This window comes from Peptoniphilus senegalensis JC140 (assembly GCF_000321025.1).
GTDB classification, from domain to species: Bacteria; Bacillota; Clostridia; order Tissierellales; family Peptoniphilaceae; genus Peptoniphilus_A; species Peptoniphilus_A senegalensis.
In genome coordinates, this window is sequence record NZ_HE610717.1 from 580,077 (window position 1) to 599,502 (window position 19,426).

20 protein-coding genes are annotated in these 19,426 nt (G+C 30.2%); 1 reads left to right on the forward strand and 19 read right to left on the reverse strand.

Annotated elements, in window-relative coordinates; all coding sequences use genetic code 11:
* Positions 1-7: 7 nt before the first annotated feature.
* From PTSHG_RS02820 to aroB, 16 genes are all read right to left on the reverse strand, one after another.
* On the reverse strand, positions 8-2,257 hold the full coding sequence (locus tag PTSHG_RS02820) for an ATP-binding protein (RefSeq protein ID WP_019107378.1): 2,250 nt from the start codon (positions 2,255-2,257) through the stop codon (positions 8-10).
* Positions 2,247-2,546 (reverse strand): hypothetical protein, encoded by a 300-nt coding sequence (locus PTSHG_RS10025; RefSeq protein ID WP_019107379.1) that lies wholly within the window; start codon positions 2,544-2,546, stop codon positions 2,247-2,249. The genes PTSHG_RS02820 and PTSHG_RS10025 overlap by 11 nt, the downstream gene beginning before the upstream one ends.
* Before the next feature lie 26 nt (positions 2,547-2,572).
* Positions 2,573-3,268, reverse strand: a complete 696-nt coding sequence (locus tag PTSHG_RS09120; RefSeq protein ID WP_019107380.1) for a metallophosphoesterase family protein — start codon at positions 3,266-3,268, stop codon at positions 2,573-2,575.
* 67 nt (positions 3,269-3,335) lie between these two features.
* On the reverse strand, positions 3,336-3,887 hold the full coding sequence (locus PTSHG_RS02830; protein ID WP_019107381.1) for an isochorismatase family protein: 552 nt from the start codon (positions 3,885-3,887) through the stop codon (positions 3,336-3,338).
* Positions 3,888-3,898: 11 nt separating this feature from the next.
* A complete protein-coding gene (locus PTSHG_RS02835; protein ID WP_019107382.1) occupies positions 3,899-4,807 on the reverse strand; it encodes a PfkB family carbohydrate kinase in 909 nt (302 codons plus the stop codon).
* Between the two features lie 4 nt (positions 4,808-4,811).
* The gene (locus tag PTSHG_RS02840) at positions 4,812-6,476 is read right to left on the reverse strand and encodes a phospho-sugar mutase (RefSeq protein WP_019107383.1); all 1,665 of its coding nucleotides are present in this window, start codon (positions 6,474-6,476) and stop codon (positions 4,812-4,814) included.
* A 2-nt stretch (positions 6,477-6,478) separates the two neighbouring features.
* Positions 6,479-6,949 (reverse strand): Cys-tRNA(Pro) deacylase, encoded by a 471-nt coding sequence (gene ybaK, locus PTSHG_RS02845; RefSeq protein WP_019107384.1) that lies wholly within the window; start codon positions 6,947-6,949, stop codon positions 6,479-6,481.
* 104 nt (positions 6,950-7,053) lie between these two features.
* Positions 7,054-7,767 carry an aminotransferase class IV gene (locus PTSHG_RS02850; protein WP_019107385.1) on the reverse strand — a complete coding sequence of 238 codons (714 nt, stop codon included), beginning with the start codon at positions 7,765-7,767 and terminating at the stop codon, positions 7,054-7,056.
* Positions 7,751-8,536: a 3-deoxy-7-phosphoheptulonate synthase gene (aroF, locus tag PTSHG_RS02855; protein ID WP_019107386.1), complete on the reverse strand. Its 786-nt coding sequence runs from the start codon at positions 8,534-8,536 to the stop codon at positions 7,751-7,753. Before aroF ends, PTSHG_RS02850 begins: the two co-directional genes overlap by 17 nt.
* Positions 8,537-9,454, reverse strand: coding sequence for an anthranilate synthase component I family protein (locus PTSHG_RS10030; RefSeq protein WP_238318703.1), 918 nt, complete (start codon positions 9,452-9,454; stop codon positions 8,537-8,539).
* Positions 9,455-9,498: 44 nt separating this feature from the next.
* Positions 9,499-10,548: a glutamine amidotransferase-related protein gene (locus PTSHG_RS10035; protein ID WP_238318705.1), complete on the reverse strand. Its 1,050-nt coding sequence runs from the start codon at positions 10,546-10,548 to the stop codon at positions 9,499-9,501.
* The gene (aroQ, locus tag PTSHG_RS02865) at positions 10,545-10,985 is read right to left on the reverse strand and encodes a type II 3-dehydroquinate dehydratase (RefSeq protein WP_019107387.1); all 441 of its coding nucleotides are present in this window, start codon (positions 10,983-10,985) and stop codon (positions 10,545-10,547) included. The genes PTSHG_RS10035 and aroQ overlap by 4 nt, the downstream gene beginning before the upstream one ends.
* Positions 10,966-12,474, reverse strand: a complete 1,509-nt coding sequence (locus PTSHG_RS02870; RefSeq protein WP_019107388.1) for a shikimate kinase — start codon at positions 12,472-12,474, stop codon at positions 10,966-10,968. The genes aroQ and PTSHG_RS02870 overlap by 20 nt, the downstream gene beginning before the upstream one ends.
* Positions 12,471-13,556 carry a chorismate synthase gene (gene aroC, locus PTSHG_RS02875; RefSeq protein ID WP_019107389.1) on the reverse strand — a complete coding sequence of 362 codons (1,086 nt, stop codon included), beginning with the start codon at positions 13,554-13,556 and terminating at the stop codon, positions 12,471-12,473. Before aroC ends, PTSHG_RS02870 begins: the two co-directional genes overlap by 4 nt.
* Positions 13,546-14,781, reverse strand: a complete 1,236-nt coding sequence (locus tag PTSHG_RS02880) for a 3-phosphoshikimate 1-carboxyvinyltransferase (RefSeq protein ID WP_019107390.1) — start codon at positions 14,779-14,781, stop codon at positions 13,546-13,548. The genes aroC and PTSHG_RS02880 overlap by 11 nt, the downstream gene beginning before the upstream one ends.
* Positions 14,774-15,817 carry a 3-dehydroquinate synthase gene (gene aroB, locus PTSHG_RS02885; RefSeq protein ID WP_019107391.1) on the reverse strand — a complete coding sequence of 348 codons (1,044 nt, stop codon included), beginning with the start codon at positions 15,815-15,817 and terminating at the stop codon, positions 14,774-14,776. The genes PTSHG_RS02880 and aroB overlap by 8 nt, the downstream gene beginning before the upstream one ends.
* A gap of 348 nt (positions 15,818-16,165) precedes the next feature.
* Between aroB and PTSHG_RS09490 the strand changes: the two genes are divergently transcribed.
* Positions 16,166-16,774 (forward strand): hypothetical protein, encoded by a 609-nt coding sequence (locus tag PTSHG_RS09490; RefSeq protein WP_019107392.1) that lies wholly within the window; start codon positions 16,166-16,168, stop codon positions 16,772-16,774.
* Between the two features lie 57 nt (positions 16,775-16,831).
* Here the strand turns inward: PTSHG_RS09490 and PTSHG_RS02895 are convergent, their stop codons facing one another.
* From PTSHG_RS02895 to PTSHG_RS02905, 3 genes are read right to left on the reverse strand one after another with little or no spacing between them, the layout of a single operon-like run.
* Positions 16,832-17,623, reverse strand: coding sequence for a metal ABC transporter permease (locus tag PTSHG_RS02895; RefSeq protein WP_019107393.1), 792 nt, complete (start codon positions 17,621-17,623; stop codon positions 16,832-16,834).
* On the reverse strand, positions 17,623-18,282 hold the full coding sequence (locus PTSHG_RS02900; protein WP_019107394.1) for a metal ABC transporter ATP-binding protein: 660 nt from the start codon (positions 18,280-18,282) through the stop codon (positions 17,623-17,625). Before PTSHG_RS02900 ends, PTSHG_RS02895 begins: the two co-directional genes overlap by 1 nt.
* Positions 18,282-19,370, reverse strand: coding sequence for a metal ABC transporter solute-binding protein, Zn/Mn family (locus PTSHG_RS02905; protein ID WP_019107395.1), 1,089 nt, complete (start codon positions 19,368-19,370; stop codon positions 18,282-18,284). Before PTSHG_RS02905 ends, PTSHG_RS02900 begins: the two co-directional genes overlap by 1 nt.
* Positions 19,371-19,426: the final 56 nt, after the last annotated feature.

The following is a 19,426-nucleotide window of genomic DNA, read 5'->3' on the forward strand; positions in this document are numbered from 1 at the left end:
ATACACCTCAAAGTTTTATTAAATTATATTTCATATTGTATTTATCTAAAATTTTCATTTCCCTATCTGTACTTGTAAAAATTAAAACTTGTTTTTCATCCTTTAGAAGTTCAAGAGTATTTTTAAGCCTCTTTTCATCATAGGAATCGAAGTGACTATCAAGAACAAGAGGAATATTTTTATCTGTAATTATTTTTGAAATAGAAAGTCTAAAAGCAAGATAAATTTGCTCCATTGTGCCAAGACTCAAGCTTTTTAATTCAGCATAATCGCCAATAAATTTATCATATACCTTTATGTCAAATCTGTCATCAACTAAAATTTCACTGTATTTATGATTAGTCATACCCTCTAAATATTTTGAAATAATATTTTTTAAGATAGGAAGAGTGTCATTTCTTTTCACTTTTATAAAGTTTTCAAGTTTTTCAATTGATATTTCAAGCAAATCCCTCTTGTATTCTAGGCTTTTTAATTTGTCCCTTTCTTCAAAGGTCTTTTCTTCCAAAATCCTTAGCCTTTCAAGAGAATCTTCCTGAGTTTTTAAAATTCCACCGAAATTGGAAATTTTTAGCCTTGTTTCCTTAATGTTATTTGAAATACTTTCAATGGACTCCTCAGAATAAACTTCGCCAGACAAGTTTTCCTTTTCTAGTTCTTCAATCCTATACTTATATTCGCTGGACTTGTCACTTTGAGAATCTTTAATATCATGAAATAAATTCTTTAAATCTTTAATATTTTTTACTCCATATTTATCAAAGAGTTTATCTAATTCATCTTCTAGCTTCTTTATTTTTTCTTTTGTATCTTCAATTTCAATATTATTTTTTTCTTTCCAGCTTTCATTGTATTCATTTTTTGAAATATTTTTTAAATTTTCTTCTTTTTTCTCGTCTAAAACTTCTGTCAAACTTCTCAAATCTTTTACTCCATACTTTTCAAAAAGTTCAGCAAAATCTTTGTCATAATTTCTCTTCTTTATAGTTTTATCCAAAGATTTTTTCTTAAAATCAAGGAGCTTACTCTCTAATCTATTTAAAAGATCCTTATTTTCTCTAAATTTTACAACTCTAAAATAGGAATATGTAAAAAATATTAGGGAAAAAATAATTATAAAATACTTTTTAAGATAAATTGATAAAAGAATTATTCCAACACCAGCAATAAATGAGAAGAGTACTTTCAAAAAATATCTCAAGCCCTTTTTTTCTATATTTTTTATATCGACAGAAATTATTTCAATCTCCTTAGAAAAATTATTTTCATTTAAAATTGCAATTTCTTCTTTAATATCCTTTAGTCTCTTATAATCTACTTCAACTTCGTCATCAACTTCATAATTATATTCTCTCTGAGATAGTAAATCGTCAAGCTTACTCGAATAAAGTCCTATACTTCTATTTATTTCAATCGCTCTTTCAAAGTCAGAAAATTTAAAATCTTCATCTTTATTAGACTTTTCCTTTTGAATTTCCATTAGCTTCTTATTTAATTCTTGAAGCTCAAAAAGCTTTCTGCCCCTTAAATTATCTTCTAAAATTTTTAATTTCTCCTTAGCTTCTTTATAATCATTGGCAGATTTTCTATAATCATCTTTAAGACTTGCAAAATTTATTTTCTCTGAAGTTAATTTATCTAGCTCTTGGTAAATCTTTCCAATTTCAGAAGTTTTTCTCCTATTTGTTCCCAAAGTGTATAAATCATCCTTCATCCTATCTAAAACTTTTTTCAAATCAATATTTTCATCTTGAGAGACAGAGAAGTTGTCAATTTTATTTTTTAACTCTTCTGCAGCATCTTCCTCCACTTGTGCTAGTCTTTGGGAAATAAAAAAAGTGGACTGATAAATTTTTCTACTAATTTCAAAAAACAAGAGACCAGGTTGTGGGATTCGTGAATTTAAAAAGTTTCTTTCATCCTCTGAATAGTCTTCGCCCTTATCCAAATTTAATATAGAAATTTCATCACTATCAAAATCTCGGCTAATTCTAAAATTTTCTCCCCCATCACTTAAAATTACATAACCCTTATATAAATTTGAAGACCACGGTCTCGATTTTTCAAAAACTTCGTCGCGAACTTTTCTAGCTAAGGAATCTTTGCTAAATCCATAAAAAATTCCATCAATAAAATTTACGACAGTAGACTTACCTGCTTCATTATCTCCAATTATTAAATTAATTCCATCTTCAAGCTTTATTATTTTATTTTCAAATTTTCCAAAATTTAAAATTCCAAGTTCTTTAAATATCATAATATTGCTCCAAAATGTAATTCTTTGACATTTCCATAGCATCTCTCTCGAGCTTGCTATCAGAAAAACTATGAAGAAAATCTAAAATATACTTATCCTTAATTTCAAAATCATGAAGAGAACCCTCAACAATTTCGTTAATAATTTCAAAATAAAAGGCTGATAAGTTTTCCCTCAAAAAACTTTCAATCTCCATTTTGTGAATACTTCTTCCCCTTAGAGTAATCCTATATAAATTGTCCTCTTCTATTTTATCTTGAATATTTTTTAAAATTTCGTAAAAAGTCATATCATCCTCAATTTTTACTTCAAGATTTACAAATTTTCTCTTGGAAAAATTTTTATATTCAAAGATTTTTTCTCATCATCTAAAAAAATTATTCCTCTGTCTCCCTCATCTTTAAAGGAAAGTGGAATGAGCGAGCCACAATAGTAGGCATTGTCTAAAACTTTTCCTCTCTTGTGAATGTGCCCAAGTGCAAGGTAATTAAAGTCTCTCATAAAACTTTCATCAAGTGGCAGATACCTCTCGTCCTTTAAATCTGAATGAAAAAGTCCAATATTTATAAACTTCTTATCTAATTTGACATTATAAAAATCTCTTTTGAAACTGTAATTGTCGTAGGAAATACCATAAATTCTAGTATTAAGTTCCTTTAACTCAAAAAAATCCAGCTCACTCTTAAATATATATAAATTTTCTGGCAAATCTACTTTTAAAAATAAATTGTCACTTGAAAGATAATCATGATTTCCAAAAACTATAAAAACTTTTGCTGTTATATCTTTTATTAAATCTAAAAATCTCTCTAAATCCTTTAGATTAAAAAATTCTCTCTCAAATAAATCTCCTGCAATTAAAAAAATATCTGCATTAACTTCATTTGAAAAGTCAGCGACATCTTTAAAAGCACGCCAAGTATCCTCTAAAAGTTTATTCGAAACATCAAGTGGAAGACTTCCTTTATAAAATTTTTTTAAATGTAAATCTCCTGTATGAATTATCTTCATCTTATCACCAAAACAATTATAACACAGTTTAAAGGCAAAAAAAGAGCTCCTCCAAGGGAACCCTTTATCAAATAATTAATTTTTGTAAAGTTTTAAATTCGTCTGTGCCTGCAATTCCTGCAAGGTCAAATAAAACTGTTTCTGTATTTGTAACAACTGAACCCATTTCACGAAGAAGTTCCAATCCATTTTTATAATTTTTTTCTGCCCTTGAACCTATTGCATCTTCTACTACAAAAACTTCAAAGCCTGCTTCAAGTAATGACCTAACTGTTTGGAATACACAAATATGTGTCTCCATGCCACAAAGAACTACTTGTTTCTTGCCAAGTCTATCAAATTCCTTTTTAATTTCTTCGTCTCCATAGGAATTAAAAGTAACTTTCCCAAACTCTTCTTTATCCTTTAGCGGAGCCTTTACTTCATCATTTGTATATCCAAGTCCCTTTGGATATTGCACTGTATAAATTGCTTCTGCACCAATTATGTTTGCAACTTTTGCCAAAATTGTTGAGTTTTTTACAATTTCATCTCTGTTATACATTGCCTTTAAAAGTTTATCTTGTATATCTATAAAAGCAAAAACTACATCTTCTCTATTTAATTGAAAATTCTTCATTTATCCTCCTTTTAAATTTCCTCAACTTCAACGCTATTCATAATTTTTTTAATAGCACTCATTTCAATCTTATCTTTATCAACAAAATTTTCCCACACTCCACAGGATATTGCAAGTTTTATAGAAGTGATAAAATCATAGTCTCTATCAATTGCCATGGCAAGACCAGCAAGAGACAAACCTGTGTCAAATTTTTCTGTTATCTCATTTCTTTCAAGCTTCTTTTTATTTACATAAGCCCTATAATTTTTATCCTCTGTTGAAATTATTGTAGCTCTTTTACTATTTACAAAAACTATCTTTGTTCCAGCTTGAATAAATCTTTTGTTGTATTCAATTACTTCACCAGTATAATTAATTTTTCTTTCTCTTTCAATGTCATCTTTGTCAAACATTAAAATATAGGGATTAGTTTTTTCTATTACATCAAGATTTTTGGGATTGACAGCAACTTTTATATTATTTTTGTAACAAATTCTAATTAATTTTTCGTAAATGTCATCTTCAAGTCCAAATAAATCAATTTTGGGAATTACTGCAATTTTTTTGTTGTAAAGAGCTCTTTCAAAGGAATTTAAAATATCATTCCTGTCTTCCATGGTAATTCTTGGGTCTTGGGTCTTATATTTTTTTTCAAATTCATCGCCCATTATAAAAATTTCTTCAACATTTTCATCTTTAAGAGCAGTATAATTTACATCAATTCCAAGTCTACTTAGAGTAAGAGCAATTTCTCTACCTCTGCTGCTTCCCTTTAGCATAAAAACTTCGGAATCAATGCCAAGTTTTTTCGCAAAAAGCGCCATATAAATTCCCTTGCCACTTGGATAAATTTTTGAGCTTTCGATTATATTTTCTGTCTCATTATTTAATTTATATTCTCTGACAATTTTGGGGTTAAAATCACAAAATAGTATCATTAAATCACCTACTTGTCTCAATTTTTTTAATTATTTCTTCTTTCATTACATTTATTTTTTCCCTTGCCTCATCTTCATCCTTTGAAACTGCATATGCATAAATTTTTAACTTTGGCTCGGTTCCAGAAGGCCTAAGTGCAAACCAAGTTTCTTCGTCAAAATAAAATTTTAATAAATCTTGAGGATTTTCTTCATCATTTATAAAGTCAACTTTTCTTTTTAATTTTCCAATTTTTTCGAAACTATCAATTTTTCTAAAGTTATCCATGATTTTTTTCATAATTTCATTTCCATCTTTACCCTCAAAGTAAACTGAGTCTAAAAACTCCTCATAATAACCATATTTTTTATAAATTTCTTCAATGTAGTCTTTTATTTTTAAATTTCTCTTTTTTAAATATCCTGCCAACTCTACTACAATCATTGATGTAACAATGGCATCCTTATCTCTTATATGGTCACCAATTACATAACCGATGGACTCTTCATATCCAAATATAAAATTCTTTTCATGATTTTCTTCCCAAATATTTGGAAGATTACAAATATTTTTAAAGCCAGTTAGCGTTTCAAAAACTTCTACGCCATAATCTTTGGCAATTTTTTTAATCAAGTCAGCAGTTACAACTGACTTCACAATTGCACCATTTTTTATATTTTTATCCTTAATTATTTCCAAAATAAAGCTTCCAAGGATAAAACCCATTTGATTACCACTTATTCTTAAAATTTCATCGCCCATTTCCATTACAGCAAGCCTATCTGAATCTGGGTCTGTTGCAATAATTATATCTGCATTTTCTTTTTTTGCAAGATCTATTGCCTTGTCAAATGCCCTTATATCTTCTGGATTTGGATTTGTTACATTTGTAAAATCTCCATCAGGATTTTCTTGCTCAGGAACAACACTTACATTTTCAAAGCCACGAAAAGCTAAAATATTTCTTACAAATTTATTGCCACAACCACTAAGTGGTGTGTAAATAATTTTTATTTCCTTGTCAACATCATCAGTGAGTGTATTTTTTAATGTATTTCTATAAAAAGATTTTGTTACTTTATCTCCAATAAATTTTATATTTTCGTACTCTCCCAATTTCTTTAAACTTGTAAAATCAAAATCTAATATGTTTACTTTTTGTGTTTCAGCTTCCATTTTGTCTGCTATATCAGATAAAATTTGTGAACCCTTTTCCCAGTAAAGTTTAAATCCATTATAATTTTTTGGATTGTGAGAAGCTGTGATCATAATGCCAGAAATTGTCTTCAAATATCTAATTGAGTATGCAAGAAGTGGAGTTGGAGTAATTCCAGGGAACAAGTAAACCCTAATTCCCTTTTCAGCCAAAATTTTTGCAGTCAAAATAGAAAATTCGTAGGAGAAATGTCTTATGTCTCTGCCAATGACAACTCCTCTTTTCTTTGCATCTTCTCCAAGGCTTTCGATTAAATTTGATAGAGCTATTGCAGTTCTTCCTACAGTTAAATAATTCATTCTATTTGTTCCTGCACCTAAAATCCCGCGAAGTCCTGCAGTTCCAAATTCTAAATCCTTATAAAATCTATCTTCTATTTCTTCTTCATTATCTTTAATATCTAAAAGTTCACATTTTAAATTTTTATCTAAGTTTTCACTTGCTAGCCATTTTTCATAAATATCCTTATACATACTTACTCCTTTTTAATATCAGAAAATTCTCCATCAATTGCAGAAATTAATTCCCTTGGATTTACTTTTATTTGCATACCAACTTTTCCTCCACTTACATAAAAGAAGTCAAGCTCTTCCGCTGATGAGTCTATAAAAGTTTTAAAAGATTTTTTCATCCCAACTGGAGAGCAACCTCCATGAACATAACCTGTTAGTGGAAGTAATTTTTTTTGTGGAATCATTTCAATTTTTTTAGAATCTGATGCCTTTGCAGCTTTTTTTAAATCAAGTTCACTTGAAACTGGAACTACAAAAACAAAATGCTCGCCGTCCTTTGCTTCTGTTACAAGTGTTTTAAAAACTCTATTTTTATCTTCTCCAAGCTTTTCTGCAACATCAAGTCCACCAATTCCGTCCTTAGTTGAGTATTCGATTATTTCAAAATTTATGTTTTCGCTTTCAAGAATTCTCATTGCATTTGTTTTTTTCATATAATCACCTTTTTACCTACTTTAATTTTACAACAAAAAAGAATTTTCTTCATCTATTTAATCTTCTTCTTTAGCAAATTAAAAAAGACTGTATAGCCAGTCTCTTAAAATCCATAAATTTTTAATTTTTCTTGAATGGTCCTTGTCTTTTCAGTGCCACAAAATTTTACATCGTCGATTGATGTGACATTCCTCACACCCATTAGTGAATTAGAAATAAAACATTCATCAAACTTATCTAAGTCTTTTGCATAAATTTTTTCTTCAGTGATTTCAAAGTTTTCAAGGAGAAAATCTCTCATAGTTCCCCTTAAAAGACCAGAAGAAAATTCTGGTGTAATAATTTTATTATCCCTCACGAAAAAAATATTTGCAAAAGAAGTTTCACAAACTTCATCCCTTTCATTTAAGAAAAGAGCAGATCCATAACCATTCTCAATAGCCCATCTATGCTCTAAAATATTTTCGTAGTAACAAAGGCTCTTGTGATAAATAATTTTTGATGTACTATTTCTCTTTACATTAGAAATTTTTAAACTAAAACTATCATTTTTACCTATGTAATTATCTGCACGACTTGTCAAAATAAAATTCTCATCGGAAACTATTATCTTTAAGGCAAAATTTTTTTCTTCTGAATTATTTATGTAGTCATAAATTTTTTCTTCGCTGATTTCTTTTTCTATTCCAAAAAATTTTAAGCTGTTTTTCAATCTATCCAAATGTTTATTCAAAAATAGAGGAGCCCCATCCACTACTTTTATAGTTTCAAAGGCGCCCTTTCCAAAGGAAAGTCCATCATCAAATTCTATTTTCATTAAATTCTCCTACAAACTTTGCAATTTTTTCATAGCTTTTATAGTCAATAGTTTGCTGTCCATCACTTTTTGCCTGGTCAGGATTTGGATGAACTTCAATCATTACTCCATCGAGACCAAGAGCAAGTGTGGCTCTAACCATTGGTTCAATTAACTCTCTCTTGCCTGTGCCGTGACTAGGGTCAACAATAACTGGATAACCAGCTTTTTCTTTTATATAATAAGCTCCTGCAAAGTCGAGAGTATTTCTAAGTTCTGTCTCGAAAGTCCTAATACCTCTCTCACAAAAAATTATATTGTGATTGCCCTCTACTTCAATATATTTTGCAGCCATTTCCCACTCTTTAAGAGTCGCAGAAAATCCTCTCTTTAAAATAACTGGCTTGTTAGTTCTACCAATTTTTTTTAGGAGGGCATAATTATACATATTTCGCGAGCCAATTTGAAAGGCATCTACATAATCTTTCATGATATCAACAAAATCTTCACTCAAAACTTCTGTAACTATTGGTAGATTTGTTTCCTCTGATGCTTCTTTTAAATACTCTACTCCTTCAAATCCAAGGCCTTGAAAATCAAAGGGACTTGTCCTTGGTTTAAAAGCACCTCCACGAAGAATATCTACGCCCATTGTTTTTAATGCCCTTGCTTCTTCAATAATATGCTCTCGAGACTCAATAGAGCATGGTCCAGCAATAATAATTGCTTTGCCAGAACCCACACTCACATCTCTAATTTTTACAATTTTTTCTTTTCCTAATTCTCTCATTTAATCTTTTTTTCCCTCAATATCTATTTCATCAAAATTATTGTAATAAGCTTGCAGAGCAAGAAGAGACCCCCTTGCCTTTAAGACAATTTCGTCAAACTCTTCTTCTGCATCTGATAAAAGAATTATTGCTCCGCCTACTCCAAGAGTTGCCCTATTTTCTTCTATTAGGGCAGTTCTTATTACAATATTAAAATCCATTGTAGAATTGTTTGATATATATCCAAGAGTGCCTGAATAAACTCCGCGAGGATAATCTTCTAGCTCATCAATTATTTCCAGTGTGCGTTTTTTTGGTGCACCAGTCATAGATCCTCCTGGAAAAGTTTTTTTCAGTACATCTATTATATCGACATCATCCTTAATTTTTCCAGAAACTGTAGTTACAAGTTGATGTAGAGTTTTATAAGTCTCAACATCCATTAACTTTGGCACAGTTACAGAGCCAATCTCACAAAATTTACCCAAATCATTTCTCAGTAAATCTACAATCATTAAATTTTCTGATTTAGTCTTTTCTTCATTTCTTAGTGCATCAATTAGTTTTTGATCTTCTTCTAATGAATTTCCTCTTCTAATAGTACCCTTAATAGGTTTTGTTGTCACAATTTTATTTTTATCGACTTTTAAAAATCTTTCCATAGAAGATGATGCAATTTTTATTTCATCTAAGGGCAAGAGGGCAGAATATTGTCCAGGACTTTTTTCTCTAAGCTTCATGTAATATTTTTTACCATCAATTTTATCAAAAATATCCAGCCTATTTGTTAGGCAAACTTCGTAAGTTTCTCCCTGGCAAATTAATTCTTTAATTTTCTTTATGTCATTTATGTAAGTTTTTTTGTCCTTCATAAATTTTAATTCTGGAAAGTCTTTTTTGCTTGTATCCTCTATTTTTTCCTTAAAATCTTCTTCCAAAATATTTTTTATCTCTTTAATCCAATCTTTATCATCTTCACAAGTTAAAATATAAAGTTTTTTTCTTTGTGGTCGTAAACAAGAGCTCTATCACAATATTTAAAATAAGCGTCAGGATAGTCGTAGGAATAATTGTTAATTACATTTTCTGTATCTTTTTTTAATTCATAACCTAAGTATCCAATATAACCCAATTGAAAATCAAAGGGAAGAGATTCATTGTAAATCCATCTCTTGCGATTTTCTTTTAAGAAATCAAAAATATTTACCTTATAAATTTCATTTCCTCTTCCATCTACAAAAGATTTTTCTAAAAGATTTTTGTCCACGTCATACTTTATTGTGTGAGCCTTTGGACTTTGTAGCCCAAAAATTGAAAACCTTGAAAGTCCATCTTCCACCTTACTAGAGTCTAGCCAAAGAGTTTTCTCGTCATAATTATAAAATTTTTCATAAATATTTTTTGTATCAAAACTCTTATCTATTATTTCATAATAAAGTTTATCTTCTTTATAAAAATCTTTGCAAATATTTATAAAATTTTCAATTAATTTTTCTCCGCATTCACTTGCAATTGATTCTGGATGAAATTGAAGTCCGTAAATTGGTTTAGTTTTGTGAGAAATTGCCATGACAACTCCATCTTCAGTTCTCGCATCAATATTTATATTTTCAAGTTCCTTGTCTTGGCAAGTCAGTGAGTGATACCTTGTAACAACAAAATTATTTTTAATTCCCTTAAATAAATTTTTGCCATTGTGAATTACTTGGCTAAGTCTGCCATGCATTGGCTCTTTAGCTCTTAAAACTTCGCCACCATTATAATGATAAATTCCTTGGTGTCCTAAACAAATCCCCAAAATTGGTTTGTCTAATTTTTCTATAATGTCTTTACAAACCCCAAAGTCTTTTTCCTTCTCTGGGCTTCCTGGACCGGGAGACAAAATTACATTGTCAAAGTCTAAATTTAAAACTTCTTCATAAGTCATCTCATCATTTTTAATCACAAGAGGTTCTATGCCACTGACTTTTCCAATTAACTGGAAAAGATTGTAAGTGTAAGAATCGTAATTGTCAATTATAAGTGATTTCATTTTTGCTCCTTTAAATAATTTTTTAGATATATAATTGCCATTTTGTAGCCATCAATTCCATAACCTTCAAAAGATTTTATGGCATAGTTCCTAATAAAATTAATTTGTCTAAAATCCTCACGCTCTGAAACTTTTGAAATGTGAACTTCAACTGTTGGAATGCTCACTGCCTTTAGGGAATCTAAAATTGCAAGGCTCGTGTGAGTATAGGCAGCAGGATTTATAACTATACCGTCAATTTTTTTGTAGGATTTTTGAATTATATCCACGATTGCCCCTTCGTGGTTTGATTGAAATTCCTCAATTTCAATATTTTCTTCAGCAGCAACTTCATCTAATAATTTTAATAATTTATCGTAACTTTCACTGCCATAAATATTAACTTCACGAATTCCAAGCATATTTATATTGGGACCATTAATTACTAAAATTTTCATAATTTTTGATTCCCTCCAAAATCTTCTCCAAGGTCTTTTCTTTATCTTCAATAACTTTTATTTTTATATGAGAAATTTCTTCGTAAATTTTATTTCTATCTTCATACATTTTTTCTAAAGCTTCTAAATTTTTTGAGAGAGGTCTTCCTTCTGTTTCAAGATTTTTTAAGTCCCTATCCAAATATATTATAAGAGAATTTTGCAAAATGAGATCTCTATTGATTTCACTTAGGGGCGTGCCGCCACCACTTGAAATAATTACTCCAGTTTTTTTAGAAACCTCTTCTAACACTTTTGTCTCTATATCTCTAAAATATTTTTCGCCCTTAGTTTCAAAAATTTCTTGAATGTTCCCTTCTCTTTTTTCAATTAATTTATCTGTGTCAAAAAATTCTATCTTTAGTTTTTCTGACAAGAGCCTTGCCATTGTAGTCTTGCCACAGGAAGGCATACCCACAAAGGCAATATTTTCCATATCATTTTTTATTTTAAAGTAAACTTTTTCAATTAAAGATTCATCTAATTTCTCGTCTAAAAAAAGTTCTCCTGCAAAAAAGGCTTGAGCAACTAACATCAAAAGTCCTGACATAGTTTTTATGCCAAGCTTTTTGGCATCTAAAATTAATTTTGTATTTAGCGGGTTGTAAATTAAATCTATTACAGTCTCCAAGTCATTAAATTTACTTAAATCAACCTTACAATCCATATTATTTGGATACATACCTACTGGACTTGCGTTAATAATAATATTAAAGTCACTAAATTTATCCAAGTTGTCGTAATTATTTTCGCCACTTCTACTTATTACAACTACTCTTTTTGCACCCTTGTCAGCTGCAAGTTTTTGGAGCATCTTACTTGCACCACCAGAACCAAGAATTAAAATCTTTTTATCCATAAAATCAATGCCAAAATATTTTAAGGAATAATCAAATCCAAGATAGTCTGTGTTATAGCCAAATAATTCTCCACCTTTATTTACAATTGTGTTTACTGCACCAATTTCGCTTGCAAAAGGGTCAACTTGGTCTAAATATTTTAAAGAAAGTTCCTTATAAGGAATAGTAACATTTATTCCCCTAAAATTTTTCTTTTTAAAAAAGTCCTCAATTTCATTTTCTTTTAAATTTTTTAGATTATAGTCATATTTTCCAAATAATTCGTGAATTTCCTTGGATTTGCTGTGAGATAAACTTTCGCCAATAAGTCCAAATTTAAAATTCTCGTCCTTCACTTTTGAGATTATCTTTTTGCTCTCTCTAAAAATATCACTATAAATTGATCCAATTATGCTTTTAAATTCTGGAGCAATTTTATTTTCTAGTTTTTTTATAATTTCATCTTCACGATTTGAATCTTCTGTCTCTAAATTGCTATTTAATTTAATAATTCCAATTTCCTCGGAGATCTTCATTCTATTTTCCAAAAGATAGACAATTTGTGAATCAATTTCGTCCAACATTTTTCTTGATTCATCTAAATTTTTCATCTTTCACCTTCCATAAGTAAATCTAAAATTGCAATGGCAGTAATCATTTCAATGGCAACGAGAGCTCTTGGCACAATTGAAGGATCATGCCTTCCTACAACTTTTAAATCAACATCTTTTTTGTCTTTTAAGGATATAGTGCTTTGAGTTTTTGAAATTGAACTCGTCGGCTTAACTGCAGTCCTAAAAATTATTGGCATAGAAGTTGAAAGTCCTCCAATTATTCCACCATTATTGTTGCTCTTTGTCTTAACTTCTCCATTTTCGTAATAATATTCATCATTATGAAGGCTTCCACGCATTTTGGAGGCTGCAAATCCACTTCCAAATTCAATTCCCTTTATGCCTGGAACAGAAAAAACTGCGTGAGAAATAACTGATTCAATGGAATCAAAAAAGGGCTCTCCAATTCCTACTGGCATATTTAAAATAAAAGTTTCCACAATTCCACCAATGGAATCTCCATCTTCCTTTGCCTTTAAAATTTCTCCCTCCATTTTTTCTCTTACTTCATGGTCAAAAACTGGGAAGTCTTCATTTTTTAGATTAGAAAGTTTATCTTCATTAATGTCCCTTAATTCTAATTTAACATCTTCTTCATCGCCTATGCTTTTTATCCTGGTGTAAATTTTTATGTCCCTCTTTAAAAGTAAATCTTCAGCAATTGAGCCTGCTATAACTATAGGAGCAGTCATTCTGCCAGAAAACTGTCCACCACCTCTCATGTCATTAAAGCCTTTGAATTTAACATAGGCAGGATAATCTGCGTGAGATGGACGAGGTCTATCCTTTAAATTATCGTAGTCCCTGCTTCTTTGGTCCTTGTTCTCGATAATTGCACATATTGGTGTCCCACAAGTTAGACCATCAACTTCTCCACTTACAATTTTAAAATCATCATCTTCTTTTCTCGCAGTAGAAAATTTATTTTTGCCAGGTCTTCTCCTATCAAGATTTTTTCTTATTAAATCTTTATTTATTTTATATCCAGCACTTATTCCATCAATAATAATTCCAATTTCTTCAGAATGTGATTGACCAAATAAAGTTACTTTAAAATTTTTGCCAAAACTATATGACATTTGTCTTACCTCCTAAAGATTTAAAATCACAAAAAAAGTTTTTGTAAGATTTTTCCACGCACTGACAATCATTAATCCTTATAGGACCATCTGCAAAAGTAGCCGCAATAGATGCAGACATAGCAATTCTATGATCATTATAAGTGTTTATTTTACAAGACTTGAATTTTTCCACTCCCCTAAAGGAAAAGGAGTCTTCAAATAATTTTACCTGAACTCCCAAATTTTCTAGCATGTCAATAGTGCTTTTTACCCTGTCGCTTTCCTTTAGTCTCAACCTTTTTATATTTATAACTTCTGTCTCTGTATTTGAATGTGCTGCAACTATTGATAAAATTGGGACAGCATCAGGCATATTTTTTGCATCTAAGGTTACTTTTTTCTTAGCATCATTTATTTTTTTTAGATGAAAGTCTTCTTTAGAAATATTATAATACCCCAGGTCTTTTAAAAATTCTAAGGCTTTTCTATCTCCTTGAACTGAATTTTTATTAAGTCCCAGCACTTTTACACCAGCTACCAAGAAAAATAGAGCATTGCTCCAGTCTTTTTCAACAACATAATTTACCGGAGAAAATTTTCCCTTACAAGTATAAAAATTTTCATTTTCTATAACGTCCACTCCAAAATTTTTCATGACATCAATAGTCATGTCAATATAGGGTTTTGATTCCGTTTCATTTGTTAGCCTTATATTAAAATCTTCCTGACAGTATCCTGATGCAAGCATAAGACCAGAAATAAATTGAGAGCTTATATTTCCTGGAAGAGTAAAATTAAAATCTCTTAGCTTTCCCCTTAAATAAATTGAATCTCCAACTTCTTTAATTTCTACTCCATGATTGGGAAATTCATGGAAGTAGACAGAATTAGTTCTTCCAACAAGACTTCCCCTCCTAATGATTTTTGCCTCAAGGCCAAGGGCGGCAATGACTGGCAACAAAAACCTAAGTGTACTTCCACTTTCAAATACATCCACAGTAACTGGCCCAAGGAATTTTTTTGGTGGATTGATATAGAATTTATTTCCTATTTTTTTTATCCTTACTCCAAGAGATTTTGCAGCATTAAGAGATGCTTCAATGTCCTTTGAAAGCTCATCTATCTCAATTACCGACTCTCCCTTTGCAAGTGCTGCACAAAAAATAGCTCTGTGGGCATAGGATTTTGATGTAATTGCAGAAATTTCTCCAGATAATTTTTTGTTTTCAATAATTCTATTCATTTTCCTTACCTAAATCAATTATTTTTTTAAACTCATCAAAAGTAATTTTTTTACTTATAACCTCGCCTATTTTTACTGGAAGAATTACATTTATAAGATTTTTATTTATTTTTTTGTCGTGCTTTAAAATCCCTAAAATTTCTTCTGTCTCAAAGTCATAAGAAGTTGGAAGATTGTGATTTTTAAAAGCAGAAATTATTTCGCCGGAAAAATCTTCTTCCGCAAGACCCATCTTATAAGCTGCCCTTGCCATATAAATTAGTCCAATTCCAATACTTTCGCCGTGGTTTAATTTATATTTTGAAAGAGATTCTATGCCGTGACCAATAGTGTGACCAAGATTTAACTTTTGTCTCTTCCCCTTGTCCCTTTCATCATCTCTTACAAAGTCCAGCTTAATATTTAAAGATTTGTAAATAATTTTTTCGTAGTCAAGTTTTTTTGCAGACTTTAAATAATCAAAAAATCCCCTATCCCTTAAGACGGAATATTTAAAAATTTCTGCAAGTCCATTGTTAATATTTCTATCGTCAAGACTTTCCAAAAAGCTGTAATCAATGTGGACATATTTAGGAAAATAAAAGGCGCCAATTTGATTTTTTAAGTTCATAAAATTTATGCCATTTTTTCCGCCAACGGAAGAGTCGATCATTGAAAGAAGAGTTGTAGGCACAGAGATAAAATCTATCCCCCTTAAATAAGTTGCTGCCACAAAGCCAGATATGTCTCCCACAACACCGCCGCCAAAGGCGATTATTATGTCCCCTCTATTAAAATTATTTTCCAGCAAAAATTTATTTATACTTATGTAAGATTCCATGGACTTGGATTTTTCTCCAGCAGGAAATTTATAAATAAAATAATTTAAGCCATCCATAATATTTTTTAATCTCTCGCTATAAATACCGAAGACATTTTCGTCTGTTATGACTAAAAATTTTGCTTCCTTATTTTTAAATAAATAATCTCTTAACTTTTTATCACTTATATAGTCAATATCTATTGTATAATTATTTTCTTTAACTTGAATTTTCATAAAACACTCCTATGCCTTGCTCTCTCTATCATAAAACAAAGATGCCTATAAATAAAGAATCTTCTTAGTTTTAAGCTAAAATATTTTTACTTTATCTAAATATCATTGAAAAGTTTCAATCTTTATATTAAAATTTATTTGAGTTAATTAGATCATCGATTATTTTAATTATTTGTTTAGACATTCTTTAATTATTTTATCGTCCCTTTTTACCGTCATCCTTGTAAAAATTGGGTTTTATGATTTTAAAAATTCCTTTAAGAAAGAGTATTATATTCTTAAATACCTCTATTTTTTATTTGATAGCTTAATTTTAATTAAGATTATTTATTTTTTAGGAGGGCTGTCATGAATTTATTTAAAAAATTCTTACTTTTAAGCTTATTACTTTTCGTATCTCTTCTACTTATATTTGCTAATTCAGATAAATTAAATATTCAAAAGGAAACTATAGATATTAATCCTTCTGAAAACAAATTATTAACCTATGATGAAATGTTCAATACCATGCTAGAAGATGGATATACTGAAAGTGAAATATATTCTATTCTTAGCAGAGATTTTTCAAATAATAATGAAGCTGAATTAAGAGATTTTTCTTATACTACATTATCGAAACCATTAAGCGTAAGTCCAGACTATAAACCTACATTAAAATTTTATATTCAAGTTGATTCTAGTAATGGTGCTTATTATATTTATAAAATCTTAAAGGTTGATATGAATAGACAGTATAATTCAAAATCAAAAAATTTTACAGGTAACATATACTATAACTTAGAAACTAACACAAGAATTTATTACTCAATTAATGGAGACTTCTATAATAAGGGTACAATTAGCACTACTGGTGGCGGAAGTGTTGGTATTGGCGAAGGTGGTGAATTGTATTTTTCCCTAATAGGAGCATCTTCTCATTTTAAATATTTCTATGAAGAAGATTATGTTCACTATTAGTTGAAAATTTAAACTTAACATATTAATAAAGAGTGGGGACATATGGCGTCCTCACTCTTATTTTTTCTTTATTAAAAGTATAAGAGTTAAAAATAAAACTCCAATTAATACAATTGCCCCGCCTGGTTTTAGTCCAATATAAAAGGATGACACGAGCCCTGTTATTGTGAAAATAAAACCAAAGACTGATGCAAGTATAGTCGTCTTTAAATAGCCCAGCTTAAACTGCATGGCTGATGCCACTGGCACTACCATAAGGGATGAAATAATTAAAATCCCAACAGTTCTTGCAGATACAGAAATTGTTACTGCAATTAAAATCATAAAAATTAGATTTACCCTATCAACATTTACTCCTGATAGTCTCGCCGATGACTCGTCAAAAGATATATACATGAGGTCAGTAAAAAGATAGAAAAATAAAATAAATACAACAAGAGAAACTATTAAAATCAAATAAAAATCAAATTTTGGTATGGCAATTATAGACCCAAAGAGATATTCTTCGAAGTTGGCACTTGTCTTTACAAAACCAGAAAAAAGTGATGCAAGACCAATACCTGTGCTCATTAAAATTGCAGATGAAATTTCTTGGTAACCTGGGAACTTCGTCCTCACATATTCCAAAAATAAAGAGCCGAAAACACACAAAACTAATGCTCCAAGGACTGGAGAAGTTGAGGTTATTAATCCAAGCATTACACCAGCAAGGGACACATGTGATAGAGCATCTCCTATTACAGAAATCTTTTTATTGACAACTACAACTCCCATGCAGGGGATGATTATTGACAAGAAGGCTCCAACTATTAGCGCCTTTATCATGTATGAATATTGAAAGATTTCCATTATTTCACTTCCCTAATTTTTTCATCTTTTATCTCAAAAACTTTATTTACATTCTCTTCCACTTCTTCAAGGTTGTGGGTAATCATTAAAATTGTAATATTATGCTCTCTGTTAATGTGGCTTAAAAGATTAAAAAGTGATTCCTTAGACTCTCTGTCCACTCCAGTCATTGGTTCGTCTAAGATTAAAAATTCAGGCGTGGCAACAAGAGTCTTGGCAATTAAAACTCTCTGCCTTTGACCTCCAGACAGCTCTGTATAAAGTCTATCCCTATATTTTTCCATACCAACAAGATTTAGGGCACTTGTAATTTTTTCCCTGTCATAGGATTTTAATTTTCTAAAGCCCTTGTTCCTTGGATAAAGTGCCAGAGACAATAATTCCCCCACTGTTATTGGAAATTCCAAAGAAGATGGGACAGATAGTTGAGGCACATATCCTATATCCTTTAATCCATTTTTTGTATAAAAAGAAACAGTGCCGGTAAGTGGTTTAAGTTGATTTAAAATCAGCTTAACTAAAGTCGACTTTCCGGCACCGTTAGAACCTATAAGGGCGATGTAGTCGCCCCTATAGACATCAAAATTTATATCATCTAAAACTAATTCATCACTGTATTTAAAGCTTAGATTTTTGATTTCTAACAATTTTTCCTTCACTATTTTAAAGCACCTACTAAATTTTCTAAATTTTCTTCCATGATGCTAAAATAATCTTCCTTATTTTTTATTTGTTCTTCGCTTAATCCTTCAATTGGAGAAAGAACTTTCACAACGCATCCCGTTTCATCGGCAATAATTTTTGAAACCTTTGGATCAATTAACTCTTCTGTGAAAATAGTTGTGATTTTATTTTCTTTTACATAGTTAATTATCTCAGCCATTTTCTTTGCATCTGGTTCAGTTTCTGCGTTTACACCCTTTATACCAATTTGAGTTAGATTGTAGTCCTTGCATAAGTATCCATAAGCTTCGTGACTAACTACAATAGTCTTATTTGGAAGAGCACTTAATTGTTCAGAATATTTTGCATCAAGTTCATCTAACATTTTAGCATATTTTTCGTAATTTGACTCATAATAATCTGCATTTTCTTTATCAAGTTCCACTAAAGCATTCTTGATATTTTCCATTTCAATTTTTGCATTCTTTGGCGAAATCCAAACATGAGGATCCATTGGTCCATGATGATGACCTTCATGTTCATCTTCATGAGCTTCATGATTATGATTATTTTCATTTGCTTCATGATTATGATTGTTTTCAGCTACTTCATGATTGTGGTTGTTATTGTGATTTTCTTCTGAATTCTCATGTTCATGATCATGATCGTGCTCTTCATCTTCATGGTCATGACTGTGAGTAGACTTAATAAGTTCCACACCCTTTGATGCTTCAACAACTTTTAAATCTTTATTTGATAGAGAATCTATAACCTTATCAGCCCAAGATTCAAGACCTGCTCCATTGTAGATAAACAAATCAGCATTCTCTAAATTTTTAATGGCATTAGAATCTGGCTCCCAACCATGAGGCTCTGTACCTTGTGGCATAATCATTTCTACATTAATTTTATCTCCAGCAATTTTTTTTGCAAAGTCATACATTGGATAAACTGAAGCATAGACCTTTAGTCCTTCTTTATTTTCAGACTCTTTTAAAGCATCTTTTGTTTCTGCTGACTTAGAACAAGCAGAGAGTAAAAGTATCCCAACCAATAAAAACAAAATCTTTTTAATGTTTTTCATCTTAATAATTTCCTCCTAAACAATAATGATTTCTATTAGTTATTATAACACTTACA